Raw genomic sequence first — 26,308 nt, 5'->3', positions numbered from 1 at the left:
GTTGGCCATGGTCCCATAGGCCCTGAGAGCGCTTGTACGCAACGCCTCGCCGCGACCGTCAGTAGCTGCGGTGGGTCACTTCCTGTGCGAGTTCACGCAGTCGGGTGACGGCCACGGGGTTGATCGTCACCGAGTCGAGGGCGGCGAGGCCGGAGGTGGTCAGCCCGTTGATCCGCTCCTCCACCGCGCGCACCGCGCCGAGCCGGATGAGCGTGGCGCGCACCCGCTCCAGCAGCCCGCCGTCCAGCTCCGGGACGCCCAGCGCACTCTCGATCAGCTCGGCCGAGTCGGTCTCCCCGGCCCGGTGCGCCAGGTCCAGCCCGTAGGCCACCAGCGGCGTCCGCTTGCCCTCGCGCAGGTCGTCACCGGCGGGCTTGCCGGTGACGGCGGGGTCGCCGAACACGCCCAGCAGGTCGTCGCGCAGCTGGAAGGCGATGCCCACGTCCGCGCCGTAGCGGCGCAGCGCCGCAATCAGCTCCGGGGACGCCCCGGCCAGCGCCGCGCCGAAGTGCAGTGGCCGATCCACCGTGTACGCGGCGGTCTTGTACCGGCTGACCTGCTCGGCGCTGTGCAGGTCGGTGGCGGCCCTGGCCTGCGCGAGCACGTCGAGGTACTGACCGGCGAGGACCTCCGTGCGCATGCCGTGCCACGCCTCGTTGGTCCGCGCGAGCGCTTGGAGGCCGAGCCCCGATGTGCGGACCATGTCGTCGGCCCAGACCAGCGCCAGATCGCCGAGCAGCAGGGCCGCGGAGAGCCCGAACCGCTCCGCGCTGCCCGACCAGCCCAGCTCGCGGTGCTTGGCGCCGAAGGCCACGTGCACCGTCGGCAGGCCCCGGCGCATGTCGGAGTCGTCCATCAGGTCGTCCTGCACCAGGGCGCACGCCTGGATCAGCTCCAGGGCGCTGACCGCGCGCAGCACCGGCACCACCGTGTCCAGGTCGTCCGGATCACCGCCCGCGGCGCGCCAGCCCCACCAGGCGAAGGTGGGCCGGATCCGCTTGCCCCCGGAGACCACGAAGTCGGACAGGGCGCCCACCGCGCTGGCGAACGCCTCGTCGATGTCGGCCGCCGCCGCCCGCTGTCGCCCCAGGTACACGCGGAGCTCGTGCTCCACGTGCGCGGTGAGCATCGCGTCGACGTTGACATCTACCTGCTGTTCAAGCACGGAGGACATCCTCTGCCTAGTGGTGGGGGGCGACCAACCCGGGGTGGGCCTCACTACTCCAGTGAACGGGAAACACACAATGAGATGTCCCCGACATAAGCGACCTCACACCACCACGGTGAGCCCGCGTTCCCCGGCGACGCGTGCGAGCCGGTCGTCATAGGTCGCCAACTGGGCGTCGTTGGCCTCCGCGGCCCACAGCACGCAGCAGTCCTCTCTGCTCAATCCCGTTGCAGCTCTCAGCGCAGCCAGTTGTCGCGCTGCTTCGGCGGGGATGTCCAGGCCGCGGACGCCGAGGGAATCCAGCGCCTTCCTCGCTTCGGTCTCTTTCCCGAAGCGGATCGGTCCGACCAGCGCCTCGGCGAGGGTGAGCGCGGAGGTGGTCAGCTCGTGCTGGACGTCGAGCAACAGGTCCAGAGTGCGTTGGTGGTGCGCGTCGTCACGGTCGAGGTAGGCGATCAGCGCACAGGCGTCGAGCACGATCATGTGATGTGGTCTCCTCGCAATTCCTCCAGGTAGCGTTCGCCATATGCGCCGGTCGCAGCGCCAGCTCCAGCGAGGATTGCCGCGTGGCGGGACCGCGCCGAGGCCCTCAGCGTCTGATGACCTATCTGGATCAGGCGAAGCAGCAGTTCTGCCGGGCGATCATGTTGATCAGGCCAGTAAGCCTCGGTCTCGGCCAGGGCAGCGGCCACCTCGTCCAGAACTATGACGACATGACGGGAGTTCTCTGTCCCCATTTGCCCAGTGTCACGGCACCTCCGTGTGCGACACCATGGAATTTCCGTCGGCTTGGTTTGTACCTTCTTCCAGTTAGTGGAACTCCGCGTCCGACTGGCGGGCACCCCGAGTAGCCTTGACGCATGACGGCGGTGGTTGACCGGCTTCGCAGTGATCGTCCGGTGTTCTCGGTGGAGTTCTTCCCGCCGAAGGACGCCGAGGCCGAGCGCCAGCTCTGGCGCGCCATCAGGGAACTGGAGCCCCTCGACCCCGCGTTCGTCTCGGTGACCTACGGCGCGGGCGGCTCCAGCCGCGACCGCACGATCCGGGTGACCGGGCGCATCGCGCAGGAGACCACGCTGACCCCGGTCGCGCACCTGACCGCGGTCAACCACTCGGTCGCCGAGCTGCGCAACGTCATCGGTTCCTACGCCTCGGTCGGCGTGCGCAACATCCTCGCGCTGCGGGGTGACCCGCCCGGCGACCCCAACGGCGAGTGGGTCAAGCACCCGCAGGGCCTGACCTACGCGGAGGAGCTGGTCCGGCTCATCCGCGACCTCGGTGACTTCTGCGTGGGCGTCGCCGCCTACCCCTTCGGCCACCCGCGCTCGGCCGACCTGGACACCGACGCCGAGTTCTTCGTGCGCAAGCTGCGCGCGGGCTCGCACTACGCGGTGTCGCAGATGTTCTTCCGTGTCGAGGACTTCCTGCGGCTGCGGGACCGGATCGCCGCGCGCGGCATCGACCTGGACCAGGTCCCGCTGCTGCCGGGGCTGATGCCGATCCGGTCGGTCAAGGGCATCCAGAAGATGGCCGAGATGGCCAACACCGAGATCCCGCCGGAGGTCATCGCCAGGGTCGAGCCGCACGCGGGCGACCTGGAGGCGGTGCGCGCCGTGGGTGTGGACATCGCGACCGAACTGGCGGAGCGGCTGCTCGCCGAGGGGCTGAAGCAGCTGCACTTCTACACGATGAACAGGTCGAACTCGACCGTGCAGGTGCTCGACCGGCTGGGCCTGCTGCCCGCCCGCGCCCGCTAGGCGAGCGCGGTCCGCAGCTCCCTGCGGTGGCTGACGTAGGCCATCGCCATCACGATCACCGCCGCGAGGCCGGTGGCCGCGCCCACGATGAGCGCCCAGCGCACCCACGCCTCCGAGGTGGCGTCGGCGTACCTGGCCAGCGCGTTGAGCTCGGTGACCTGGCCGGGCTTCGGCGACCAGCTGACCTCGTTGCCGCGCGCCCGCCCGTTGCCGCTGTTGACCTTGCCGGGAAAGTTGATCTTGATCTGCACGTCGGTGCGGTCCGGCGCCAGCTGGGTCAGGTCCACCGAGCCGGAGAGCGTCACCAGCCCGCCGGAGCGGCGCAGGCTGAACTGGTACTTGCCGCTGTCGCCGGTGGCGGTCGCGGACAGCAGCCGCAGCTCCTCGAAGGTGAGCCCGGTGAAGGTCAGCTGGGAGCCGGTGAAGCCGTCCGCCGCGGTGGCCTTGGTGGCCCGCACCCGTCCGGTGAGCCCGGCGGGCACCACCAGCTGCGGTCCGGCGTCGCCCTCCCGCTGCGGGGCCGCCAGTACCTGGAGGTCGCCGGTGACCCGGTCGTCCTCGGCCACCGAGAGCGTCATCCGGGCCCGCACGCAGCCGCTGAGCAGCAGCACCCCGAGCAGCGCCACCAGCAGGACGGCGCGACGGCGGTGTCGGGACGGCACCGGCACATCCTGCCAGCGGGCCGAGCCCCACAACACCCTCATCGAGGACTCTGCGACCGCGCCCGGGTTGGAGCGTCTTCAAGACCACCGCACCCCCGCCGCAGCGGTCGCAAACTGCAGCAAACCCGGCGTGATCGTCGTGGTTCTGCCGGGAGTGTTGCGTGGTTGGTGTGTCTTGAAGACCGCCGAACCCCGGCTGCGGCGGTCGCCAACGATGGCAAACCCTGCGTGACCGTCGGGGTTTGCGGCGGTTGACGACATCTGCGGACGGGGTTTGCTGGTCTTGAAGACTGTGGAACCTGCGGCGGGTCGGATCGCTCTCACGGCGAGGTTCGGGCGCGCAGGGGTCGGGTAGCGTGCCGGTCATGCCAGCCAGCGTGATCAACCAGATCAGCGATGCCTTCGTCGGTGACTACGCCGCGCTCGACCCCATCGCGGCGACCTACCTCGGAGTCCCCGGGCACGACCAGGACCTGACCGACTACTCCCCGGAGGGGCACCGCGCACGGGCCGAGCTGGCCGCGCGGGCGCTGCGGGAGCTCGGTGCCGCCGAACCGGCCACGGACGCGGAGCGGCTGGCGAAGGCGGTCTTCCAGGAGCGCGTCGGGCTGGACGTGGAGCGGCACGAGGCGGGGCTCTCGACGGCCTCGCTGAACGTCATCTCCAGCCCGCCGCAGGACCTGCGCCAGGTCTTCGACCTGATGCCCACGGCCACCGCCGAGGACTGGGCGGTGATCGCCAGCAGGCTGGCCAAGACTCCGGACGCGCTCGCGGGCGTGCGGGCCTCGTTGCTGCACTCGGCGGACAAGGGCGACGTCTCCGCGATCCGCCAGGTCTCCGGGGTCGCCGAGCAGTGCGAGACCTGGGCGGGCCGTCGCGGGGGCAAGTCGTTCTTCGCGAACATGATCGCCGCGGTGGACGGGGTCGACGGCGTCAGCGACGGGCTGCGCTCCGACCTGCGCGCCGCCGCAGACGCCGCGGCCGCCGCATACGGCGACTTCGCCCGTTTCCTCCGCGAGGACCTCGCGCCGAGGGCGCCCAAGCGCGACGCGGTCGGCGAGGACCGCTACCGCCTGGAATCGCGGTACTACACCGGCGCGAAGCTGGACCTGCACGAGGCGTACGAGTGGGGCTGGGCGGAGTTCTCCCGCATCGAGGCCGAGATGAAGCAGGTCGCGAACCGCATCCGCTCCGGCTCCACGCTCGCCGAGGCCGCCGCCGCGCTCGACGCGGACCCGCGCTACCGGGTGCACGGCCAGGACGCGCTCGCCGCGTGGATGCAGAAGCTCTCCGACACCGCGCTCGTCGAGCTGCGCGACACCCACTTCGACATCCCGGAGCCGCTGATGCGGCTGGAGTGCAAGATCGCTCCGCCCGGCGGTGGGGTCGGCGCGTACTACACGGGCCCGACCGACGACTTCAGCCGCCCGGGCCGGATGTGGTGGTCGGTGCCCGCCGACCGCGAGGAGTTCTCCACCTGGCGCGAGGTCACCACCGTCTACCACGAGGGCGTCCCCGGCCATCACCTCCAGATCGCCACCGCGGTCCACCAGGCGGCCGAGCTGAACCGCTTCCAGCGCCTCATGTGCTGGGTGTCGGGCTACGGCGAGGGCTGGGCGCTCTACTCGGAGCGCCTCATGCGCGAACTGGGCTACCTCGACGACGACGGTGACCTGCTGGGCATGCTGGACGCGCACCTGTTCCGCGCGGCGCGCGTGGTGGTGGACATCGGCATGCACCTGGAGCTGGAGATCCCGAAGGGCACCGGCTTCCACGAGGGCGAGCGGTGGACCCCGGACCTGGGGCTGGAGTTCATGCTCACCCGCACGATCACCGATCCCACGCACGTGCGCGACGAGATCGACCGCTACCTGGGCTGGCCGGGGCAGGCCCCGTCCTACAAGCTCGGCGAGCGGCTGTGGCTGGCGGCTCGCGAGGAGGCCAGGGCGAGGCAGGGCGCGGCGTTCGACCAGAAGTCCTTCCACACCAAGGCTTTGCGCGCCGGGGCGATGGGGCTCGACCTGCTGCGCGAGCAGATGATCGGCTAGGACTTTCGGCGGTGTCGGCACACCCTCCTTGATGTGAGACTAATTCACGTCAAGGAGGGTGTATGTCCGCGTTGCGCCTTGTTCTGGCCGCTGTCCTCGTCGCGCTCCCGGTCCCGGCGGAGAAGACGCTCGCCGACCTGACGTATCTGACGTCGCACAACGCGCACGTCAGTACGGGTGACGCGAAGTGGTGGCCGCCGAACCAGGGACAGAGCCTGCGCAAGCAGCTCGCCGATGGCGTGCGCGGACTGATGCTCGACTTGCACATGTACGGCAACGAGGTGCACCTGTGCCACAACGAGGGCCGTGAGTGCGGTCCGGTGCCGGGGTTGCACTACGGCACTCCGCGGCAGACGTTCGCCGGATCGCTGCGGACGATCGTGGACTTCCTCAACGAGAACCGCGGCGAGGTCGTCACCCTGTTGCTTGAGGACTACGCGGACGCGCCAGCGCTCGGCAGCGCCCTCAGTAGCGTTCCTGGGCTCAACGACCTGATTTTTCGGCCTGACGCCTGGAAAGTGCGCGAACAAGGTTGGCCGAAGCTGAGCGACATGGTGGCGCAGAACAAGAGACTGCTGATGCTCTCCAGCGCCTCCGGCCGCGAGTCGATGGGTGTCTTCTACGGCAAGGACTACACGGTCGAGAACTACTGGAGCCTCGGGCCGCTGGGCGACAAGCTGGAATGCGTCAGCCGTTGGTCGGACGTGCCGTTGAACAAGCAGGAGCCGAACTTCAAGCGGCTGTTCGTGATGAACCACTTCCGAGACGTGCCAATGGATTTCGCCGCCCGCGCGGACAACGGCGACAAGCTGGCGAAGCGGGTGCGGGACACGTGCGCCCCGGCCGCCGGGCGCAAGCCGAACTTCGTCTCCGTCGACTTCTACGAGCAGCCCACGTCGGGCACGCGCCCCGCCAGTGTGGTCGCCGACCTCAACCGCTGACCGGGGTCTCCTCGATCGGCAGCACGCGGCCGAGCACCGCGAACGGCCGCGGGTCGCCGGTGAACTGGTAGTGCCGCAGCACGTCCTGGAAACCGAGGCGCCGGTAGAGCTTCCACGCGCGCGTCGGGCCTTCGGGAGTGGACAGCAGCACGCGCTCCGAGTCGACCATGCCCGCCAGCCGCCGCAGCAGCGCCTCGCCGAGCCCGCGGCCCTGCGCGTCTGGGCGCACGTGCAGCTCGGTCAGCTCGAAGTAGTCCCGCATCCATTCGTCCACAAAGGACTGATCGGAGTTCGTCCGCGCGTTGAGGCCGCGGCGCACCTGCTCGTGCCACCACTGGCCGATCGCGCCGCGGTAGCCGTAGGAGATCCCGGCGAGCGCCTCGTCCTCGTCCAGTGCGACAACGCAGCGCCAGCCCTCGCGCATCATGTGCGCCAACCACATCGGGGCCCGCTGGCGCACCGTGTTGGGCGGGTAGTCCATGGCGGCGACGTAGAGCGCCAGCGCCTCGTCCAGCCGGGGCCGCAGGTCCGCGGCGGAGAACTCGATCAGCCGTTGCTGTTCCGGGCGGGACGCCTTGGTCACCGGGTCACCTCCACGGGGGTGCCGCCGGTGAGGGCCACCAGGTCGGTGAAGGTGGTGGGGAAGACCGCCTTCGGGTGACCGGCCGCCGCCCAGATCTCCGGGTAACCGGCCAGTGCACGGTCCACCAGGGTCCGGATGGGGGCCGGGTGGCCGATCGGGGCGACGCCGCCGATGGCCTGGCCGGTGTGCTCGCGGACGAACTCGGGCGCCGCCCTGCCCACCTCGGCCACCCCCGCCAGTTCGGCGAGCAGCGCGGTGTCGGCCCGGTGTGCGCCGGAAGTGAGCACCAGCAACGGGGCCCCGTCCGCCGTGAAGACCAGGCTGTTCGCGATCGCCCCCACCTCGATGCCGAGCGCGGCGGCGGCCTGCGCGGCCGTGCGGGCGGCATCGTCCAGGACACGGATCCCGGTCGCGGCGGAGTCGAATCCGGCCTCGGCGAGCGCCGTGGCGACCTTCTGGATGCCCGGGTGGTCCAGTGAGCTCACGGGCCCATCAGACCATGCCCAGGCCGGTGGAGCCCGTCCCGCCCCCTGATCTGTCCGGATCGGGCCCGATCCCGTTTCGGGCGCGGCCGAACCGGGGTGGCCCTCTGGCATTCCCCGGGGTCCTCGACGCAGGTCGCTTGAGACTGTCAGACCCCCCGGGTATCGTTGGTGTTGTTCGAACGAGTGTTCGAGACAGCTGGAGTGACCTGCTGGTTGACCCGACGGGGTCGTGGGTCGGCACTCCGGTTGGTCCTCGGCGCCCGTCCGGACACGCCGGGTGGCGGAGTGGGGGAAGCACTCCGCCGCCCGGCACCGCCGGCTTCCCCTCGGCGTACGGAGTCGTTCACTGACGTCCCCAGGAGGCCGAGATGTCCGTTCCTCTGCACTTCCCGGTCCCGTCTCCCCGCAGCCCCGACAACACCGCGCGCGCCGCGGTCCCCGCGCCGCGCAACCCCCAGGCCGTCTCGCTGCTGGCGCACGCGGTGCGCACCCTGCGCGAGGCGGAGGGTTCCACCACGCCCGCCGACCGCTACTCGGTGGCCTACCTCGCCGCGATCCGCGCGTCGGCCGCCGTCCTCGCCATGCGCGGCCGTCCGCACCGCGCGCGGGCCCGCCCGGCCAGCGTGTGGGAACTGCTCGTCCGCAACGCGCCCGAGCTGCGCGAATGGGCCGCGTTCTTCGCTGCGGGCTCCTCGCGCCGCGCCGCGGTCCAGGCGGGTGCCAGCAGGCTGGTCGACGCCGCGGCCGCCGACGACCTCGTCCGGCGCACCGGGGAGTTCCTGTTGCTGGTGCGGCAGATCGTGCACGGGGCGGGGCGGTGAGCGGGGCGGCTCTCATCGATCACGGCCGCCTGCTCGACGTCCTGGTGACCGAGGGCGAGACGCTCGCGAACTCGGCGCCTCCCCAGTCCATGGACCTCCCGGTCCCCGGGCGCCCGGGGCTCACGGTCGGCGCGGTGCTGCGCCAAGCCGGTGACGGCTATCGCGGCGCGCTGGCCTGGATGCGCGACCGCGGCGTGCCCGCGTGGCCGGTGCCCGAACAACGCGGCCCGGAACCGGAAGACCGGCAGGGCCCGGCGGACCTGCGCGAGGACCTGCGCGCCGGGCTCGTCGACCTGGTCGTGAAGCTCGGCGAGCACGAGCCGGAGGAGCCCTGCCCCACGTGGTGGCCGCAGGACCAGACCTACGGGTTCTGGCGGCGGCGGATGGCGCACGAGAGCACGGTGCACCGCATCGACGTGCAGGCCGCGCTCGGCGGGGCGGTGCTCGACGTCCCCGAGGACGTGGCGCTGGACGGGGTCGACGAGGTGCTGCTGCTGTGGCTCGGGCACCGCCTGCGCACCAGGGGCATCACCGGCCCGCACCGCTGCGCGCTCGGCGTCCGCACCGCCGACCACGCCTGGTACGTGCGAGTGGAACCGGCGGGCATCTCGGTGTTCCGCGCCGTGCCCTCCGGCCTGACCAACGTGGACGCGATCATCACCGGGGCGCCCTCCGCGGTGTACCGCTGGCTGTGGGGCCGCGCGCCCGACCACACCGTCCGCCTTGTTGGCGACCGCCATGCCACAGCGCAACTCTGGGCCCTGCTCCGCCTGGCGACCGCGTAGTTTGCTGAGGCCGGATGAAGGAGGGGCCATGTCGTCTGGGTCTTTGTCGGGGCCGTCGTCGGGCTTTGCGGTCGGGCAGCTGCGCGAGGGGCTGACGGGACTACCGCGGTTCCCGTTGCTGTTCGGGCCGTCGCCGGTGCACGAACTGGAGCGGCTCAGCGATCACCTCGGTGGGGCGCGAGTCTGGGCGAAACGCGAGGACTGCAACTCCGGTTTGGCCTACGGCGGCAACAAGACCCGCAAACTGGAGTACCTGCTCGCCGACGCGCTCACCGAGGGCTGCGACACGCTCGTCTCCATCGGCGGAGTGCAGTCCAACCACACCCGCCAGGTCGCCGCCGCCGCGGCCCGCGCGGGACTGCGCTGCGTGCTGGTGCAGGAGAGCTGGGTGGAGTGGCCGGACTCCGTCTACGACCGGGTCGGCAACATCCTGCTGAGCAGGCTGATGGGCGCCGAGGTCCGGTTGGTGCAGGCGGAGTTCACCATCGGCCTGCGGCCCAGCTGGGAATCGGCGCTCGCCGACGTGCGCGCCGAGGGCGGCAAGCCGTACGCGATCCCGGCGGGCGCCTCCGACCACCGGCTCGGCGGTATGGGCTTCGCGGGCTGGGCGGCCGAAGTGGTCGAGCAGGAGCGGCAGCTGGGGGTCTTCTTCGACACCATCGTCGTCTGCTCGGTCACCGGCTCCACACAGGCGGGCATGATCGCGGGGTTCGCGGCGCTCGACGGCCCGCCCCGGCAGATCATCGGCATCGACGCGTCGGCCGCGCCCGCGGCCACCGAGGACCAGATCGCCCGGATCGCCGCGGGCACCGCGAGCCTGCTCGGCGTCCCGGACCTGCCGCCGGTGGAGCTGGACGACCGCTACCACGCGGGCACCTACGGCATCGCCGACGAGCGCACCCTGGCCGCGATGCGCGTCGCCGCCCGCCTCGAAGGCATGATCACCGACCCGGTGTACGAGGGGAAGTCGATGGCGGGCCTGATCGACCTGGTCAGCACCGGCGAGATCCCCAAGGACTCCACCGTCCTCTACGCCCACCTGGGCGGCCAACCCGCACTCAACGCCTACTCCGCCCTCTTCCCCTGACCGTGGTTGGGGCGTCTTCAAGTCCTACGAACCCCTCCGCCAGCGGTCGCTAACCGCCCCCAACCTCGGGGTGTGCTGCGGTTGGCGACGCCGTGGGGCGGGGTTGGGGGTACTTGAAGACCGGCGAACCCTGGGCGTGAGGTCAGGCGCGGAGGCGGAGGCCCTTGGGGGTGGCGCGGAATCCGGCGTCGCGGAGGATCGTGGCCAGGTGCGAGCCGAGCGCCTGTTCGCCGTCGGTGCGTTGCACGGCCAGTTGGCCCAGCCAGCCGTCGCGTACGGCTCCCGCGAGCACTTCGGCGGCGGAGCGCAGCGCGGGCTCGTCCTCGGTGAACGACAGCAGCGAGCGACCACCGCGCTCCACGTAGAACACCGGGTGGCCGTCGACGAGGACGGCGAGCGCACCCGCCTTGCGGGCCGGGCGGTGCTTGGTGTCGCCGATCGCGGCTGGCCAGTCGAGCGCGGCACCGTAGGGCTGGGCGGGATCGGCCGCGGCGAGCACCACGGCCGACTGCTCCCGCTCCGAGTTGGAGTCCAAAGTGGACAGTGCGCGCAACCGGTCGACCGCGCCGTGCGCCGCGAACTGGGCGGCGCCGAGACCTTCGACCACGTAACCGCGCACGACCTGGCCGGACTCCTCCATCGCGCGGAGCACGCGGTAGACGCCGCTGAACCCGCCGGTGACGCGTTCGGTGTCCAGCGCACCCCTGGTCAGCACGCCGTGACGCTCCAGGAACGCCTCCGCGCGGGCGTGCGCGCGGCGGGTCGGGTCGGCTTCCCGGTCCGGCGTCAGCGACCATCGGCCCGCGACCGTGGGTGGTCCGGTGCGGCTGGGCATCGTTGGGCGAGGAGTGCGCAGGCGGGCATAGCGGCCACGCGGGGCGGAGCGGCGTGGTTTGTGCGCAGCGCCCTTGCCGGAGACCAGCGAGCGCAACGGGGCGAGGGTGTCGTTGGTGACCTGGCCGGACCACACCAGGTCCCACAGCGCGGCGATCACCGCGGGGTCCTCGACGACCTCGTCCACCGCCGAGGACACGCGGTCGGTCAGCTGCCGGAAGAACTGCGCGCCACCCTCCAAAGTGGACAGAAGGGCGCGGTGCAGCGGCTCGTCCGGGGCCTCCTCGGCCACCTCCGGCAGCAGTAGGTCGGCCAGATCCGTTGGGGCAAGGGCGATCCAGCCGTCACCACCGGCCAGTGAGCCGCAGCCGGTCCACGACACCTCACCGGTCGCGGTCAGCTCGTCGAGCAGCGCGGGGGAGTAGCCGGGCAGTCGCGCGGGCAGGATCAGCGACTCCACCGCGCTCGCCGGAAGCGGGGCTCCCGCGAGCTGTTCGACCACCGTCATGAGGTCGTCGACGGTGGCCGCCGCCCGCGGCGCGAACTGACCGCCGCGCCGCTTCGCGCCGATTCCGTGCCAGGACGGCAGAAAACGGCCGAGCGCGGCCCGCTCGACCGGCTCGACCTCCGCGCGCAGCTTCGCCAGGGACGCGCGCCGGAGCCGTCGCAGCACCTCCGCGTCACAGAACTCCATCTGGCCCGAGTCGGACGCGGTCAGCGGGCGGAGTTCGCCGCGCACGAGCCGACCGCTCCCCGCGAGCCGCTCCAGCACACCGGTGACCACGGCGACGCCCAACCCGAACCGCTCGGCCGCCTGCGAAGCGGGGAACGGACCGCGCGTGCGGGCGTAGCGGGAGAGCAGGTCGCCGAGCGGATCGGCCACGGGCTCGGTGAACGCCTCAGGGACGCCGACCGGCAGCGCGACGCCGAGCGCGTCCCGGACCCGCCCGGCGTCCTCGATCGCGATCCACCGCTGCTGCCCGGCGATCCGGACCTGGAGCACCCGGCGTTGGTTTTCCAGGTCCGCCAACCACTCCGGCTCGACGCCGCGTTCCGCCGCCTCCTCCGTGGACAGCTCGCCCAGCGCGCGCAGCAGGTCCGCCGCGTCCTCGGTGTTGCGGGCCTTGCGCTCCGGGCTCACCCGCTGGAGCTGGGCCTCCACCTCGGCGAGGACATCGGGGTCGAGCAGTTCGCGGATCGCCTCGGAGCCCAGCAACTCCGCCAGCAGCGCCGAGTCCAACGACAGCGCGGCGGCCCGCCGCTCGGCCAGTGGCGCGTCGGTCTCGTAGAGGAACATCCCCACGTAGCCGAACAGCAGGCTGCGGGCGAAGGGCGACGCGGTCGGCGTCTCCACCTCGACCACGCGCACCTTGCGCGCGCGAACCTCCGCCATCAGCTCACGCAGGCCGGGCAGGTCGTAGACGTCCTGGACGCACTCGCGCATCGCCTCCAGCACGACCGGGAACCGCTCGTACTTCGCGGCCACAGACAGCAGTTGCGATGCGCGCTGGCGCTGCTGCCACAACGGCGACCGCCGCCGGGGATCGCGGCGCGGCAGCAGGAGCGAACGGGCGGCGCACTCGCGGAACCGGGCGGCGAACAGCGCGGAGCCGCCGAGTTCGGCGACCACGATCTGTTCCACCTCGTCGGGGTTGATCAGCACGTCCTCGGCCGTGGGCAGGATGTCCGCGCCCGCGTCCTCAAAGCCGTCGTCCAGGCCCACGGTCGGCAGCCGCAGCACGATCCCGTCGTCGGAGTGCGCCAGCTGCGGGTCCCAACCGTGCTTCTCTCGCAGCCGCGCGCCGATCGCCAGCGCCCACGGCGCGTTGACCTGCGCGCCGAACGGCGAGTGCACGACGAGCCGCCAGTCGCCCAGCTCGTCCCGGAACCGCTCGACCAGGATCGTCCGGTCATTGGGCAGGTGCCGGGTGGCCGCGCGCTGTTCGGCCAGGTACGCCACCAGGTTCTGCGTCGCCCACTCGTCCAGCCCGGCATCGGTTGCCCGCCGTACCGCCGCAGCACTGTCCAAAGTGGACATTTCGCGGACGAACGCGCCGAGCGCACGGCCCAGCTCCAGCGGGCGGCCCGGTGCGTCGCCCTTCCAGAACGGCAGCCGGGCGGGCTGGCCCGGGGCCGGGGTGACGATCACGCGGTCGTGGGTGATGTCCTCGATCCGCCAGGACGAGGTGCCCAGCAGGACCACGTCGCCGACGCGCGACTCGTAGACCATCTCCTCATCCAGCTCGCCCACCCGCGAGCCGCCCTTGCCGTCCGCGCCGGGCGTGCTGACGGTGAACAGGCCGCGGTCGGGAATGGTGCCACCGGAGGTCACCGCGAGCCGCTGCGCGCTGGGCCGCCCGTTGAGCACGCCGGTGACGCGGTCCCAGGTGATCCGCGCGCGCAGTTCGCCGAACTCCTCGCTGGGGTACCGCCCGGCGAGCATGTCGAGCACCGCGTGCAGCGCCGAGTCGGGCAGTGACGCGAACGGCGCCGCCCCGCGCACCACGGCGGCCAGCTGGTCAACCGTCCACGGCTCCATCGCGGTCATCGCGACCACGTGCTGCGCCAGCACGTCGAGGGGGTTGCGGGGATAGCGCAGCGCTTCGATGGCACCCGATGCCATCCGCTCGGCCACCACGGCGCAGGAGACCAGGTCGCCGCGGAACTTCGGGAACACCACGCCCCGGGACACCGCGCCGACCTGGTGCCCGGCCCGGCCGACGCGTTGCAGGCCGGATGCCACGGTCGGCGGAGCCTCCACCTGGATCACCAGGTCCACCGCACCCATGTCGATGCCCAGCTCCAGCGAGGAGGTGGCGACGACGCAGGGCAGCACGCCCGCCTTCAGCTCCTCCTCGACCAGGGTGCGCTGTTCGCGGGCCATCGAACCGTGGTGCGCCTTGGCGATGATGGTGTTGGCGCCCGTCGTGATGCCCGAGCCGCCGACCGCCTCGGCCGGGAACCGCTCCATCTCCGCTGGTTCGCTCGCCAGCTCGTTGAGGCGCGAGGTCAGCCGCTCCGCGAGCCGCCGTGAGTTGGCGAAGACGATCGTGGACCGGTGCCGCCGCACCAGGTCGAGGATGCGTTCCTCCACCGCGGGCCAGATCGAGGGCCGTCGAGCCGCCCCGGCCGCGGAGCCGGTGATCTCCTCTTCCTCCGGCGGCGGGTCCGCTGGTCTGTCCAAAGAGGACATGTCCTCGACCGGTACCTCGACCCGGATCTCGACGGTCTTGCGGTTCTCCGGGCGCACCACCCGCACGGGGCGCCCGCCCGCGAGGAAGGAGGTGATCTCCTCGATCGGCCGCACGGTCGCGGACAGCCCGATCCGCTGCGCCGGGCGTTCCAGCAGCGCGTCCAGCCGCTCCAGCGACAGGGCCAGGTGCGCGCCGCGCTTGGTGCCCGCGACGGCGTGCACCTCGTCGACGATCACCGTGCGCACCCCGGCGAGGGACTCCCGCGCCGCCGAGGTCAGCAGGAGGAACAACGATTCGGGCGTGGTCACCAGCACGTCCGGCGGGCGGCGGGCGAAGGTCCTGCGCTCGTCGGCCGGGGTGTCCCCGGTGCGCATGCCCACGGAGATCGCGGGTTCCGGCAGGCCCAGCCGGTGCGCCGCCTGCCGGATGCCGGTCAGCGGCGCGCGGAGGTTGCGCTCCACGTCGACGGCGAGCGCCTTGAGCGGGGAGATGTAGAGGACGCGGCAGCGCTGCCTGGGCTCGGCGGGCGGTTCGGAGCGGGCCAGGTGGTCCAGCGCCCAGAGGAAGGCGGCCAGGGTCTTGCCGGAGCCGGTCGGGGCGACGACCAGGGCGTGCTCGCCGTCCGCGACCGCGTTCCACGCACCTGCCTGGGCTTCCGTGGGCGCGGCGAACGCACCCCGGAACCATTCCCTGGTCGGCGGGGAGAACCTCTCCAGCACGGACGACATGCACCCATCCTGAACCAGGGGTCTGACACTCGCGCTATGGCTTGCGGTAGAGCAGTGAGTAGCGCCAGAACAGATGGCGTCGCACGCGGTGTCCCGGCAGCACGCGGTCGGCGTCGGCACGGATCTCCGCGTAGGTCAGCGTGGCATCGCTGACCGGCGGAGAGACTTCGACGTCCTTCCGTGACAACGCGTTGAGCAACAGGTTGACGGGTGCGGCCGCCAAGGTGATCGCGTGGTCCGAAGCGGTCCGCTCGCGATACAGGCCCAGTACCGCCAATACGCCGCCCGGTCGCAACGAGTCCCGCAAGCGTTCAAGTGCGGCAGGAAAGGACGGCAGGTGGTGCACGGTCGCGATGCACGAGACGAAGTCGTAGCGCGCCGGCTCGACGTCCATGAGGTCACCGGTGCGGAACTCGATGTTCGCCGCGCCCATCGACCTCGTGCGCGCCGCGTCGACCATCTCGGCCGACGTGTCGATCGCGTCCACCCAACCCGCACGGCGGGCCAGACGCCGAGCGAATGTGCCGCTACCGCAACCGACATCAAGCGCGTCGGCGCAGTGTGACGGTACGTGTCGTAGGAGTCGTCGGTGATAGAAGTCGTTGTGATTGAAAGGCATCGCATCTATGACGCGTTCGTGACCTGAGCGGTTGTCCGCCACAGCCAACGCAACTCACCGTCAACGACCGTGTCGGTTTGCGTGAGACCAGCCGCCGCGGCGACCGCGCCGGACGCGGCGTGCTCAGGGTGCACGTGCGCCACGATCTCGTTGACACCGGTTGAGCGCAGCCAGTCCGTCAACGCGCGCGCTGACTCGGACGCGATTCCACGGCCCTGCCACGGCGTGCCGACGACCCACGCGATTTCCGCGCTGCGATGGGCGACAGTGGCTTGCACGTAACCCGCGAGGCAGTTCTCCGCGCGCAATCTGATGACCAGGTTCACCCAGGTCACGGCCGGATCGGGTGAACCCGCGGCCTGCTTCTCGTAGCGTCGGCGCAGCTGCTCGACCGTGGCGGGCTCACCGCCGATGAACTCGTGCAGCGTCGGGTCCGACAAGACCTCCGCCATCTCCTCCGCATGCTCTACGCGGAGCGGAACCAGGTCGAGGCGCTCTGTGCTCAGCGGGCCCATGTCGCCGACCGTAGCCGCCAATCTGGGCAACCGTTACTTGAACAGAGCTGGTGTAGGTCTGCTCTGTTCAAGTAGCCGTCACCTTGCGGTGTCGACGTTGGCCCGGACTGGTGGGTCCGGGTCTTCCCGTGGCGGTACCCGCTGCCCGCGCAGTGCGGGTCTGACATGGGTTTCCATCGGGCTCGTTTACCGTCACCCCGCAACTCGGGGAAGACGTTGCCTCAACCAGCTTCGCGAGGTTGCGGGCGGCGTTGAGATCGCGATCGAGCACCAGCGGGCACTCGTCGCAGCGGAACATCCGTTCGGACAGGCGCAGTTTGGCTTTCACCGAGCCACAAGCCGAACAAGTCTTGGAGGACGGGTACCAGCGGTCCGCGACATGCAGCGCGCCACCGAGCCAGCCAGTTTTGTACTCGATCTGGCGGCGAAGTTCACCCATGCCGACATCGGCGACCTGCCGGGCCAACGGCCGATTCCTGAGCATCCCGGCGACGTGCAGGTCCTCGACCACGATCGTGCCGTGGGTCCTCGCGAGGCCAGTGGTGAGTCGATGTAGACCGTCCTGGCGCGCGTTCGCGACAGCGGTGTGCAGCTTCGCGATGCGGGCCCGGGTATGGCGCCACCGCCGCGAGGGCTGCCGGCGGACGCGGCGGTCGGGGCCGACGCGGCGTGCGGCCTGGCGTTGCAGACGACGCAGCTCTCGTTGTGCTACTTCGAGATGACGCGGGTTGGCGATGACCTCCCCGGTCGACAACACCGCGAGAGACGTGATCCCCAGGTCGACACCGACCACCGAGGCTGGCCGGGTCGGTGGCGGGTCGGCCCGTTCGATCTCGACAGAGAACGAGCAGAACCAGCGCCCGCCCCGGTAAGTGACCGTGGCCGAGCGGATGCGGGCAGTGCCGCGCTGGACGTGCCGGGCGAGCTTGCGGGTGGACTCGTGCGTACGCACCACACCGATGCGGGGAAGCTTGACATGCCTGCGGTCATGATCGACTAAGCCGAGGGCGCCGGTCGTGAACCGGCACGACAACATCCGCCGTTTGCCCTTGAACCTCGGGAACCGCATCCTCGGCGCACGCCGGGCACCGTTGCGCGAGGCATTCCAGTTGCCCAACGCCGTCGCGAGGTTCGCCAGCCCGGACGCGCATGCCTCCTTTGAGTTCTCCCTCCACCACGGCGCGAGCTCATCCTTGGCTTCGTTCCACAACTTCCGCAGGCTGTAGGCCGACCACTGCAACGACGGTGTCAGCTCGGAATCCGGGACCCCGTAGGAGGCTTCAGCCCTTCGTTGATCCAGCACAGCCTTCACCAGCGCCAGACCCCAGTTGAACGCATAACGCTGCCCACCACAGTGCGACCGCAACGCGGCATCCTGCCCGGGGGGCGGGGCAAGCGCGAACCGGAACGCCTGGAGCACGCTGGTCACCCCGCGACCTCACAGAGATCGTGCCCGGCAGCCAGGTTCATGACTTCGTCGATCACGCCACCGACACTAGGAAGCCAGAACCACGGAAACACTGAGGAACACCACCAATGACGTGGCGGACAACCACAGCACAACCCTGAAGAAAACCTCACTGCACCCGACACGCCACGCTCCGGCTCGGGCCATCTGCGGCCGCCCCCTGAACGACCGCGCCCACTCAGCCAAGCTCGCCCATCCGGTAGCGCATGTGTTCGATCGCAAATCTCCGCAGACCAACGAAACAATTCCCAACCCCGCCACATGGCCTAACCCCGACATGGCAGCATCACACCCCAGCGTCCAAACCGGACGCTGTGCGTCCCGTGGCGACAAGGGGAAAGCAGTGCGCGTCCTGTCGGTGGACCTGGGTACGTCCAACACCGTTGCCGTGTTGTCAGCACACGGCAGGCCACCGCGTGTGGTCGAGGTCGACGGTTCGGCGACGATGCCTTCGGCCGTCTTCGCCGCCGAGGACGGTGGACTGGTCGTCGGCCGGGACGCCGAACGGCGGGCCCGTCTCGACCCCGCGCGCTTCGAGCCCAACCCCAAGCGCCGGGTGGACGACACCACGCTGCTGCTCGGCAACACCGTGATCACGGTGACCGACGCGATGGCGGCCGTGCTGCAGCGCGTCGCCGACGAGACCAAGCGCCAGCTCGGCGGCGCCATGCCGGACGAGGTGCGGCTGACCCACCCCGCGCAGTGGGGCGCGATCCGCCGCAACGTCCTGCTCTCCGCCGCACGGCTGGCCGGGTTCGGCCCGCAGCTGACCCTCGTGCCCGAACCGGTCGCGGCCGCCGCGCACTTCGCGTCCTTCCCGGAGCGCTCGCTGGCCCCGGGGCAGGCGCTGGCCGTCTACGACCTCGGCGCGGGCACCTTCGACGTCGCCGTGGTCGGCGCGACCCCCACCGGCTTCGTCGTGCTCGCTGAGAACGGCCTGCCCGACCTCGGTGGTCTCGACGTGGACCACGCGCTGCTGGTGCACGTGGGGCGCGAGGTGTCCTACCGCGACCCCGGCAAGTGGCAGCGCGTGCTGCGCCCGGAGTCGACCGCCGACCGCCGCGCCCGCCGCACCCTCCTCGAAGACGTGCGGGCCGCGAAGGAGGCGCTGTCCCGGCACCCGCAGACCGAGGTGCCGATGCCGGAGCCCTTCGACGACGTGCTCGTCACCCGCGCCGAGCTGGAGGCGCTGATCCGCCCCAGCCTGCTGCGCAGCATCGAGCTGCTCGCCGACACCATCGGCTCCGCCGGGATGACCCCGGAGTCGCTCGCGGGCATCTACCTCGTCGGTGGCTCCAGCCGCATCCCGCTCGTGGCCAAGCTGATCTCCGAGCGGCTGCGCGTGGTCCCGACCAGCCTGGACCAGCCGGAGACCGCGGTCGCGCTCGGCGCGCACCACGTGCCCCAGGACGGGACCAGCGCCCGCACCGGCCAGCTCCCGCCGCCGCAGGACATGTACCAGGGCGGGGCGACCGCGCCGTACCCGACGGCGGTCACCAACGGCCCGTCGTTCCCCGGCACCGGGCCGCAACCGGTGCAGCACCAGGCTCCGCCGCAGTACGGCGGCTACCCGCAGATGCACCAGCAGCGGGCGAAGAAGAACTCCAAGGGGATGCTGATCGGCGTCGCGGCCTCGATCGTGGTCGTGCTGGCCGTGGTGCTGGGCATCGTGTTGCTCAACAGCTCCGGCCTGCCGAGCGCGAGCGACTGCCAGAAGCCGGGCGAAGCCGACACCAAGGGCTTCACCTCCTGCCTGCGCCAGCTCGCGGGCGACGTGGCCGACAACGTCCAGTGCGACCCGGGGGTGAAGGGGCTCGCCGAGAACGCGCTCGGCCGCATCCAGGGCGTCAAGGTGACCTGCCAGCTGCCCGCGGGCAACGGCGCGCCCACGCTCACGGTCGCCTACGCGCACGCGCCGTCGATGGAGGTCGTGCAGGGCATCGCGAGCAGCGTGGTCGGCGAGTCCAGGACCGAGCAGGTCGAGGCGGACTGGGGCGGCAACGGGCTCACCGGCCACTACCAGGCCACCACCTCCGACAGCGTCGGCTACCTCGTCTTCACGGTGAAGGACCGCCCGGTGGTCGGGTTGATGACCGTGATCAGCTCCTCCGGACCGGCGCCGAAGGCCAACGACATGGCCGACTACTTCGAGAAGCAGGTCCAGCCGGGGACCTGACCGGAGCTATCCGGGGCCGATTCGCGCGTGCCACGATCGGGGTATGCAGCGTGATCTCTTCGAAGCCGACCACGACGCGTTCCGCGAGCTGGTGCGCAGGTTCTTCGCCGACGAGGTGGTGCCCAAGCACTCCCAGTGGGAGTCCGACGGCATCGTCCCCAGGGAGATCTGGGCGGCGGCGGGCGAGCTGGGCATGCTCGGCTTCGACATGCCGGAGGAGCACGGCGGCGGCGGGCAGCGGGACTTCCGGTTCAACACGGTGCTCGGCGAGGAACTGGTCCGCAGCGGGGCCTCCGGCCTGGGGTTCGGCCTGCACACCGACGTGGTCGGTCCGTACCTGCGCGAGCTGGCCACCGAGGAGCAGAAGGCACGCTGGCTGCCCGGTTTCTGCTCGGGCGAGCTGATCACCGCCATCGCGATGAGCGAGCCCGGCGCGGGGTCGGACCTCCAGGGCATCCGGACCCACGCGCGCCGCGACGGCTCCGACTACGTGCTCAACGGCTCGAAGACCTTCATCACCAACGGCATCAACGCCGACCTGGTGCTGGTCGTGGTCAAGACCGACCCGGAGGCGCCCGGCAGCAAGGGGCTGAGCCTGCTCGCGGTGGAGCGCGGAATGGACGGCTTCTCCCGCGGCCGCAACCTGGACAAGATCGGGTTGAAGGCGCAGGACACCGCCGAGCTGTTCTTCGAGGACGTGCGGGTGCCCGCGGAGAACCTGGTCGGTGAGTGCAACCGGGGCTTCTACCACCTCATGGCGATGCTGCCGCAGGAACGGATCTCCGTCGCGGTCGGCTCGATCGCCACGGTCAGTACCGCGCTGGAGCTGACCAAGGAGTACGTGCGCGGGCGCAAGGCGTTCGGGCGCAGTGTCGGGGCGTTCCAGAACACCCGCTTCGAGCTGGCCGAGCTGGAGACGGAGTACTGGGTCACGCAGGTCTTCAACGACCGCTGCGTCCGCGACCTCAACGCGGGCACGCTGTCGGCGACCGACGCGGCCATGGCCAAGCTGTGGACCTCCGAGCTGGCCAGGAAGACCGCCGACCGGTGCCTGCAGCTGCACGGCGGCTACGGCTACATGACCGAGTACCCGATCGCCAAGCTGTTCCTGGACGGCCGGGTGCAGGCGATCTACGCGGGCACCAACGAGATCATGAAGGAGATCATCGGCCGGTCGCTCGGCCTGGAAGACAGATCATGACCGGAGTTCTCGGCCCGCCGCTGGCGGCGGTGCAGCGCCGCGTGCTCGGCACGCTCACCACCAGCCAGGTCCTCGGCGGCGTCGGCGTGGCGACCGGGGTCACCGTCAGCTCGCTCGCCGCGGCCTCGCTCTCCGGCTCCGAGGTGATCGGCGGGCTGGCCCAGACCAGCGCCGTGGTGGGCGCGGCGCTGCTGTCGCTGCCCGCCGCCCGGCTGGCCGAGCGCAGGGGCCGCAGACCCGCGCTGATCATGGGTTACGGCCTCGCCGCCGTCGGTGCCGCGCTGGCGGCGACGGCCATCGCGCTGGGCGCGTGGCCGATGCTGCTGGCCGCGCTCGTGCTGGTCGGCGGGGGCAGCACCGCCAACCTGGCGGCCCGCTACGCCGCGACCGACCTCGCGGCCCCGGACCGCAGGGCCAGATCGCTGTCGCTGGTGGTGTGGGCGACCACGATCGGCTCGGTGGCGGGCCCCAACCTCGCCGAGCCCGCGCAGCGGCTGGCCGCCTCGATCGGCCTCGCCGAGCGCTCCGGCCCGTTCCTGGTGTCCGTACTGGGTTTCAGCGCGGCGGCGGCGTGGGTGTGGTTCGGCCTGCGGCCCGATCCGCTGGTGCTGGCGCGCTCCGCCGCGGCCGTCGACCAGGGGCCGTCCTGCCCGGCGCACGGCGCTCCGCTGCGGTGGTCCGGCCGCCTCGCCAAACTTCACCCGATGGGGTGGTTGGCGCTGGCCGGGATCGTGCTCTGCCACACCGCGATGGTCGGGCTGATGACCATGACGCCGGTGCACATGGACCACGGCGGCGCCTCGTTGAGCCTGGTCGGCGTGGTGATCAGCCTGCACATCGCCGGGATGTACGCGGCCAGCCCGGTGTTCGGCTGGATGGCCGACCGCTGGGGCCGGGTGCCCGTGCTCGCGCTGGGCGCGGGCTTCGTGGTCGCCGCGGCGGGGGTGGCGGGCACCGCTGACTCCCATGACGCGCCACAACTCGCGGTGGGCCTGGTGCTGCTGGGCTTCGGCTGGTCGGCCGGGGTGGTGTCGGGATCGGCGCTGCTCACCGAGTCGGTTCCGCTGGCCGATCGGCCCGCCCTGCAGGGCATGTCCGACCTGGCGATGAACCTCGGCGGCGCGCTCGGCGGGATCACCGCGGGCCTGGTGGTGACGGTGTGGTCCTACCGGGTGCTGGGGCTGCTCGTCGGCGTGCTCGCGCTGCCGTTCCTGGTCTTCTGCCTGCTCAGCGCTTTCGGTTCTGCCGGAACCAGATCAGGCCGTAGACGATCACGCCGATGAGGCCGCCCGCGATGATCAGCTGGCCGAGCGGGGAGGACAGTCCGGTGGGGTCGTCTTCGAACATGGGCCCGAGCGTAGCCTGATCCCGGTGCGTATCACCGTTTTCCGCAGCCGGATGAACGACGAGTTCGGCGAGGTCCGCGCCGAGCTGATGGCCAGCACCCACGTGTTCTCCGCCCTCGGCGGGCGCACCGTGGACCAGGCCATGGAGGCCGGGATGGACCCGAAGAGGATCTGGCGGGCCGTCTGCGAGGCGTTCGACATCCCGCCGGAACGGCGCTGACCTGCGCGATCGGCTCCCGCCGCGTGTCGAGGTGGACTCGAACACATGTTCGGCTAAGGTGTTGTCCACATCGGCACCAGCTATCCACAGATCCCGACCTCTCCGCGCTGACTGTCAGACCTACGCCGTAGCGTCGACCACGACCCGGTAGAGGGCCCCATCTGACGGCTAAAGGCGAGGCAGTGAAGCAAGGCAGGAAGCCCATGGCAGCGGTAGCACCCGACCGGGACAAGGCTCTTGAGCTTGCCCTGGCCCAGATCGACAAGCAGTTCGGCAAGGGATCGGTGATGCGCCTCGGTGAGGACACCAGGCCACCGGTCGCGGTGATCCCCACCGGCTCCATCGCCCTGGACGTGGCGCTGGGCATCGGCGGCCTGCCCAAGGGCCGCGTCGTCGAGGTCTACGGGCCGGAGTCCTCCGGTAAGACCACCGTCGCCCTGCACGCGGTGGCCAACGCCCAGCGGCTCGGCGGCATCGCGGCGTTCATCGATGCCGAGCACGCGCTGGACCCGGAGTACGCCAAGGCGCTCGGCGTGGACACCGACGCCCTGCTGGTGTCCCAGCCGGACACCGGTGAGCAGGCGCTGGAGATCGCCGACATGCTCGTGCGCTCCGGCGCGCTGGACATCCTGGTCATCGACTCCGTGGCGGCCCTGGTGCCGCGCGCGGAGATCGAGGGCGAGATGGGTGACAGCCACGTCGGTCTGCAGGCCCGGCTGATGAGCCAGGCGCTGCGGAAGATGACCAGCGCGCTGAACAACTCCGGCACCACCGCGATCTTCATCAACCAGCTGCGCGAGAAGATCGGCGTGATGTTCGGCAGCCCGGAGACCACCACCGGTGGCAAGGCGCTGAAGTTCTACGCCTCGGTGCGGCTGGACGTGCGCCGGATCGAGACCCTGAAGGAGGGCACCGACGCCGTCGGCAACCGCACCAGGGTCAAGGTCGTGAAGAACAAGATGGCGCCGCCGTTCAAGCAGGCGGAGTTCGACATCCTCTACGGCCAGGGCATCAGCCGCGAGGGCTCCCTGATCGACATGGGTGTCGACCAGGGCATCGTCCGCAAGTCCGGCGCCTGGTACACCTACGAGGGCGACCAGCTCGGCCAGGGCAAGGAGAACGCCCGCAAGTTCATGCGGGAGAACCCCGACATCGCCAACGAGGTCGAGAAGCGCATCAAGGAGAAGCTCAACATCGGCCAGCAGGTCGTGGTGGAGGGCGAGGACGCCGCGCCCGCCCCGGTCGAGTTCTAGTTCTCTTTCTTTCTTGCAGTGCGACAGCGTTCGTCCTCCCGCCCGGGGTGCCGGGTGCTCCGGCGCCCCGGCGGGAGGGAACGCCAGGACCGAGGTGATCTCCCATGGCCCGGCCCGGTCGTTCCCGGCGCCGCCCCGGCTCTGATTCCGGCCCCGAGTCCGGCTCCCGCGAGGGCGCGGCCACCCAGCGGCAGCAGGCCCCGCGTGATCCGGTCGAGCAGGCGCGCGAGATCTGCCTGCGACTGCTCACGGTGCGTCCGCGCACCCGCGTCGAGCTGGAGCAGGCCTTGCGGCGCAAGGAGATCCCGGAGGACGTGATCGCGACGGTGCTCGACCGCTACAGCGATCTCAAGCTGGTCGACGACGCCGCGTTCGCGGAACTGTGGGTGCGCTCGCGGCACACCCACCAGGGCATGGCCCGGCGCGCACTCGTCGCCGAGCTGCGCCGCAAGGGCGTGGACGGCGAGACCGCCGCCGAAGCTGCGTCCACAGTGGACGGTGAGGCGGAGGAGGAGCGAGCGCGCGCCCTGGTCCGCCGCAAGATCCCCTCGGTGCTCCGGGGGGACGAGACGGCCCGCGTCCGCCGCCTGGTCGGCATGCTCGCCCGCAAGGGCTACCCCGAGGGCCTGGCCTACCGCGTGGTCCGCGACGAACTCCGCTCCGCAGGCGAGGAAACCACCCTCCTCGACGACTAGCACTCCGCCCCCGCCCCCCCAAGCCCGTTTCGTACTCATAGCGGGAAAAAGAGCGCTCCCATAGGCCGCTATGAGTACGAAACGGGGAAACGGGGCTGGGTCAGGGGCGGTAGGGGGGAGCTACGCCCCAGCCCCAGTGGGGGACGGGGGCGTTGGGGAAGGGGCGCGCGCCGGGTTGGGAGTTCTGCAGCGCGAGGCGGGTGCCCCACTCGATGTAGGCGACGAACGCCGACCGGAACTCCGGATCGTCGGGCAGGCCCACCTCGTCGGCGGCGTCGAGGAGCAGGCTCATCCAGCGGCGGCGCTGCGCCTCGGTGATCGCCTTGCCCACGTGCTGGCTGAGCATGTGCCGGTAGCCGCCGTGATCGCGGGTGTAGGTGTCCGGGCCGCCGAAGACCTCGCCCAGCCACACCGCCACGTGCCGCGGGTGCGCGGGATCCATGTGCGCGAACAGCGGGCCGATCAGGTCGTCCTTGCGGACCAGGTCGTAGAACGCCTCGGTCAGCCGCTCCAGGGCGCTCGCGCCGCCCGCCCACTCGTACAGCGACGGTACCGAGGCGCCCGCGCCCCGCACGGCCGTCCGCTCGTAGTGCCGCATCTCCTCGATGTCGCCGACGTAGGACTTGATCGCCGCGAAGAACGCGGGGAAGTGCTCGCCCCCGCGGAAGCCCTGGAGGTGGTCCTCCGGCGATGTCCAGACGATGCGCAGCGTGTAGGCGGCGGGCTCCTCCACGCAGCGGCTGAGCTCGTAGTCCACGCACTGCGGCACGCGGGACAACACCTCCGCCGCGCGGGCGTAGTCCGACTCGAAGGCGCTCCGGCGCGATTCCTCGATGCGGTAACGGATGTACTCGACGATCACGTGGTCCTCCGGGGAATGGTCAAGGTGGCTTCGACGGGCGTCTCGCCGCGCAGCAGCCGCAACGGCAACCGCTCGGCGTCGGCTGCCCTGAGGTGGTCGATGTGGCGCACGGGGCGGCCGTCCGCCTCGGTGACCAGGTCGCCGCGCAGCAGGCCCGCGGCGGCGGCCGGGCCGTCGTGCCGGGTCTCGGCGATGAGCAGGCCGGGCGGACAGGACAGCCCGACCTGGGCGCGGCGGCGGTGCGCGATGTGCGCGGGCTCCAACCGCATTCCCCACAGCCACGGCGCCTCGGTCCCGGTGCGCTCGAAGGAGACGAGCAGCTTGCGGAGCAGGTGCGCCAGCTGATCGCGTTCCCCGGCGTCCAGCGCGGCGAGCAGCCGGTCCTCCCCGGCCAGGTGCGCGGGGGCGAGCTGGTCGAACAGCGCGACGCCGTCCTCGGTCAGCCGCACCATCTGCGTGCGCTTGTCGCCGGGATCGCTCTCCCGCCGCACCACGCCGCGCTCCTCCAGCCGCGCGAGGCGGACGCTCACCGTGCCCGAGGTCAGCCCGAGCGCGGCCATCAGGCGCGCCTGCGGCAGCCGGTACGGGGCGCCCGCCCGGCGCAGCGTGACGATCACCAGGAAGTCCGCCGGGCTCAGGTCGAAGCCCGCGAACACCTCCGCCATCGCCGTTTCCAGGCGAGCGCGCACCCGGCCCATCCGGAAGATCACCGCGATCGGGGAGAAGTCCAGGTCGGGGCGTTCCCTGGCCCAGTCGGCGAGGACCTCGTCCACGCTGTCGCGTTCGGCCGCATTCATGGCCGGGACTTTACATGGAGCCCATGCGTTTGCGCCAATGCTTGAATCCAAGCGATCCTCCGA

23 protein-coding genes are annotated in these 26,308 nt (G+C 71.2%); 12 read left to right on the top strand and 11 right to left on the bottom strand.

The genetic code is table 11. The annotated features are described in order from the left end of the window. Positions 1-58: 58 nt before the first annotated feature. Together NLX83_RS21010 and NLX83_RS21005 are read right to left on the bottom strand one after the other, a co-directional pair. Positions 59-1,165 carry a polyprenyl synthetase family protein gene (locus tag NLX83_RS21010; protein ID WP_254236784.1) on the bottom strand — a complete coding sequence of 369 codons (1,107 nt, stop codon included), beginning with the start codon at positions 1,163-1,165 and terminating at the stop codon, positions 59-61. Between the two features lie 105 nt (positions 1,166-1,270). Continuing rightward, positions 1,271-1,651, bottom strand: coding sequence for a type II toxin-antitoxin system VapC family toxin (locus tag NLX83_RS21005; RefSeq protein ID WP_254236783.1), 381 nt, complete (start codon positions 1,649-1,651; stop codon positions 1,271-1,273). Between the two features lie 377 nt (positions 1,652-2,028). On the opposite strand from NLX83_RS21005, the gene metF reads away from it, so the two are divergent. Further along, entirely contained in the window at positions 2,029-2,925 is an 897-nt protein-coding gene (gene metF / locus NLX83_RS21000; RefSeq protein ID WP_254236782.1) for a methylenetetrahydrofolate reductase [NAD(P)H], read from the top strand. Here the strand turns inward: metF and NLX83_RS20995 are convergent. Then, the gene (locus NLX83_RS20995; RefSeq protein WP_254236781.1) at positions 2,922-3,629 is read right to left on the bottom strand and encodes a DUF3153 domain-containing protein; all 708 of its coding nucleotides are present in this window, start codon (positions 3,627-3,629) and stop codon (positions 2,922-2,924) included. The genes metF and NLX83_RS20995 overlap by 4 nt on opposite strands. Positions 3,630-3,952: 323 nt before the next feature. Here NLX83_RS20995 and NLX83_RS20990 point away from each other — a divergent pair, with 323 nt between their 5' ends. Together NLX83_RS20990 and NLX83_RS20985 are read left to right on the top strand one after the other, a co-directional pair. Further along, positions 3,953-5,635 carry a DUF885 domain-containing protein gene (locus tag NLX83_RS20990; RefSeq protein WP_254236780.1) on the top strand — a complete coding sequence of 561 codons (1,683 nt, stop codon included), beginning with the start codon at positions 3,953-3,955 and terminating at the stop codon, positions 5,633-5,635. 62 nt (positions 5,636-5,697) lie between these two features. Beyond that, positions 5,698-6,576: a PI-PLC domain-containing protein gene (locus tag NLX83_RS20985; protein ID WP_254236779.1), complete on the top strand. Its 879-nt coding sequence runs from the start codon at positions 5,698-5,700 to the stop codon at positions 6,574-6,576. Here the strand turns inward: NLX83_RS20985 and NLX83_RS20980 are convergent. Both NLX83_RS20980 and NLX83_RS20975 read right to left on the bottom strand, forming a co-directional pair. Further along, positions 6,566-7,159 carry a GNAT family N-acetyltransferase gene (locus NLX83_RS20980; RefSeq protein ID WP_254236778.1) on the bottom strand — a complete coding sequence of 198 codons (594 nt, stop codon included), beginning with the start codon at positions 7,157-7,159 and terminating at the stop codon, positions 6,566-6,568. The two genes, NLX83_RS20985 and NLX83_RS20980, sit on opposite strands and share 11 nt — an antisense overlap. Further along, positions 7,156-7,644, bottom strand: a complete 489-nt coding sequence (locus tag NLX83_RS20975; RefSeq protein WP_254236777.1) for a YbaK/EbsC family protein — start codon at positions 7,642-7,644, stop codon at positions 7,156-7,158. Before NLX83_RS20975 ends, NLX83_RS20980 begins: the two co-directional genes overlap by 4 nt. Positions 7,645-8,012: 368 nt before the next feature. Here NLX83_RS20975 and NLX83_RS20970 point away from each other — a divergent pair, with 368 nt between their 5' ends. The 3 genes from NLX83_RS20970 to NLX83_RS20960 are packed head-to-tail and all read left to right on the top strand — an operon-like array spanning position 8,013 to position 10,337. Continuing rightward, positions 8,013-8,465: an SAV_6107 family HEPN domain-containing protein gene (locus tag NLX83_RS20970; RefSeq protein WP_254236776.1), complete on the top strand. Its 453-nt coding sequence runs from the start codon at positions 8,013-8,015 to the stop codon at positions 8,463-8,465. Further along, positions 8,462-9,250 (top strand): maleylpyruvate isomerase N-terminal domain-containing protein, encoded by a 789-nt coding sequence (locus tag NLX83_RS20965; protein ID WP_254236775.1) that lies wholly within the window; start codon positions 8,462-8,464, stop codon positions 9,248-9,250. The genes NLX83_RS20970 and NLX83_RS20965 overlap by 4 nt, the downstream gene beginning before the upstream one ends. Before the next feature lie 28 nt (positions 9,251-9,278). After that, complete coding sequence (locus tag NLX83_RS20960; RefSeq protein WP_254236774.1) at positions 9,279-10,337, top strand: 1-aminocyclopropane-1-carboxylate deaminase; 1,059 nt, start codon at positions 9,279-9,281, stop codon at positions 10,335-10,337. Between the two features lie 142 nt (positions 10,338-10,479). Here the strand turns inward: NLX83_RS20960 and NLX83_RS20955 are convergent, their stop codons facing one another. The 4 genes from NLX83_RS20955 to tnpB form a co-directional block, all read right to left on the bottom strand. After that, positions 10,480-15,093 carry an ATP-dependent helicase gene (locus NLX83_RS20955; protein ID WP_254236773.1) on the bottom strand — a complete coding sequence of 1,538 codons (4,614 nt, stop codon included), beginning with the start codon at positions 15,091-15,093 and terminating at the stop codon, positions 10,480-10,482. A gap of 34 nt (positions 15,094-15,127) precedes the next feature. Beyond that, positions 15,128-15,712 carry a class I SAM-dependent methyltransferase gene (locus NLX83_RS20950; RefSeq protein ID WP_254236958.1) on the bottom strand — a complete coding sequence of 195 codons (585 nt, stop codon included), beginning with the start codon at positions 15,710-15,712 and terminating at the stop codon, positions 15,128-15,130. 5 nt (positions 15,713-15,717) lie between these two features. Beyond that, a complete protein-coding gene (locus NLX83_RS20945; RefSeq protein ID WP_254236772.1) occupies positions 15,718-16,227 on the bottom strand; it encodes a GNAT family N-acetyltransferase in 510 nt (169 codons plus the stop codon). Between the two features lie 67 nt (positions 16,228-16,294). Next, the gene (gene tnpB, locus NLX83_RS20940) at positions 16,295-17,656 is read right to left on the bottom strand and encodes an IS607 family element RNA-guided endonuclease TnpB (RefSeq protein ID WP_254236771.1); all 1,362 of its coding nucleotides are present in this window, start codon (positions 17,654-17,656) and stop codon (positions 16,295-16,297) included. Positions 17,657-18,038: 382 nt separating this feature from the next. On the opposite strand from tnpB, the gene NLX83_RS20935 reads away from it, so the two are divergent. From NLX83_RS20935 to NLX83_RS20910, 6 genes are all read left to right on the top strand, one after another. After that, positions 18,039-19,871, top strand: a complete 1,833-nt coding sequence (locus NLX83_RS20935; RefSeq protein ID WP_254236770.1) for an Hsp70 family protein — start codon at positions 18,039-18,041, stop codon at positions 19,869-19,871. A gap of 43 nt (positions 19,872-19,914) precedes the next feature. Continuing rightward, positions 19,915-21,072: an acyl-CoA dehydrogenase family protein gene (locus NLX83_RS20930; protein ID WP_254236769.1), complete on the top strand. Its 1,158-nt coding sequence runs from the start codon at positions 19,915-19,917 to the stop codon at positions 21,070-21,072. Beyond that, positions 21,069-22,355: an MFS transporter gene (locus NLX83_RS20925; protein ID WP_254236768.1), complete on the top strand. Its 1,287-nt coding sequence runs from the start codon at positions 21,069-21,071 to the stop codon at positions 22,353-22,355. Before NLX83_RS20930 ends, NLX83_RS20925 begins: the two co-directional genes overlap by 4 nt. Positions 22,356-22,443: 88 nt before the next feature. Next, positions 22,444-22,638 (top strand): DUF3046 domain-containing protein, encoded by a 195-nt coding sequence (locus NLX83_RS20920; protein WP_254236767.1) that lies wholly within the window; start codon positions 22,444-22,446, stop codon positions 22,636-22,638. Between the two features lie 203 nt (positions 22,639-22,841). Beyond that, a complete protein-coding gene (recA, locus tag NLX83_RS20915; RefSeq protein WP_254236766.1) occupies positions 22,842-23,891 on the top strand; it encodes a recombinase RecA in 1,050 nt (349 codons plus the stop codon). A 104-nt stretch (positions 23,892-23,995) separates the two neighbouring features. Then, positions 23,996-24,586: a regulatory protein RecX gene (locus tag NLX83_RS20910; RefSeq protein ID WP_254236765.1), complete on the top strand. Its 591-nt coding sequence runs from the start codon at positions 23,996-23,998 to the stop codon at positions 24,584-24,586. 100 nt (positions 24,587-24,686) lie between these two features. Here NLX83_RS20910 and NLX83_RS20905 read toward each other — a convergent pair whose 3' ends face one another. Together NLX83_RS20905 and NLX83_RS20900 are read right to left on the bottom strand one after the other, a co-directional pair. Beyond that, positions 24,687-25,448, bottom strand: a complete 762-nt coding sequence (locus NLX83_RS20905; RefSeq protein WP_254236764.1) for a group II truncated hemoglobin — start codon at positions 25,446-25,448, stop codon at positions 24,687-24,689. Further along, positions 25,445-26,245 (bottom strand): MarR family transcriptional regulator, encoded by an 801-nt coding sequence (locus NLX83_RS20900; RefSeq protein WP_254236763.1) that lies wholly within the window; start codon positions 26,243-26,245, stop codon positions 25,445-25,447. Before NLX83_RS20900 ends, NLX83_RS20905 begins: the two co-directional genes overlap by 4 nt. Between the last annotated feature and the right edge of the window lie 63 nt (positions 26,246-26,308).

The sequence above is a fragment of the Allokutzneria sp. A3M-2-11 16 genome (genome assembly GCF_024213555.1).
Taxonomy (GTDB): domain Bacteria; phylum Actinomycetota; class Actinomycetes; order Mycobacteriales; family Pseudonocardiaceae; genus Allokutzneria.
The sequence above is the reverse complement of the archived record's forward strand: the minus strand, read 5'-3'. Positions and strand labels throughout refer to the sequence as shown.